At 61.8% G+C, this 225-nt stretch carries 1 protein-coding gene; it reads right to left on the minus strand.

Annotation, left to right across the window (positions count from 1 at the left end):
• Nucleotides 1-225, minus strand: a 225-nt coding sequence (locus ACV22W_RS33800) for a hypothetical protein (protein ID WP_448023886.1), incomplete at both ends; no start/stop codon positions are given.

The raw sequence follows: 225 nt of genomic DNA on the forward strand, positions 1-225 counted from the left end.
TTCAGCGACATCAGCCCGCCGCTTTGCAGCGCGCCGAACGCGTTGTCAATCTGCTTGCCCTGGATCGCCAGCGTGTTGTCCGCCTTGATCGTTCCGCTGTTCGTGAACGACTGCGCGTCCTGGAAATCGATGTTCGTCGCACTGATCAGCGGCCCGTCGATATTCTGCTGGCTAGCCTGCGCGAGATACACGACCGGCACGAGCACCGACTGACCGTCGACCACG

This window comes from Burkholderia sp. AW49-1 (genome assembly GCF_053427845.1).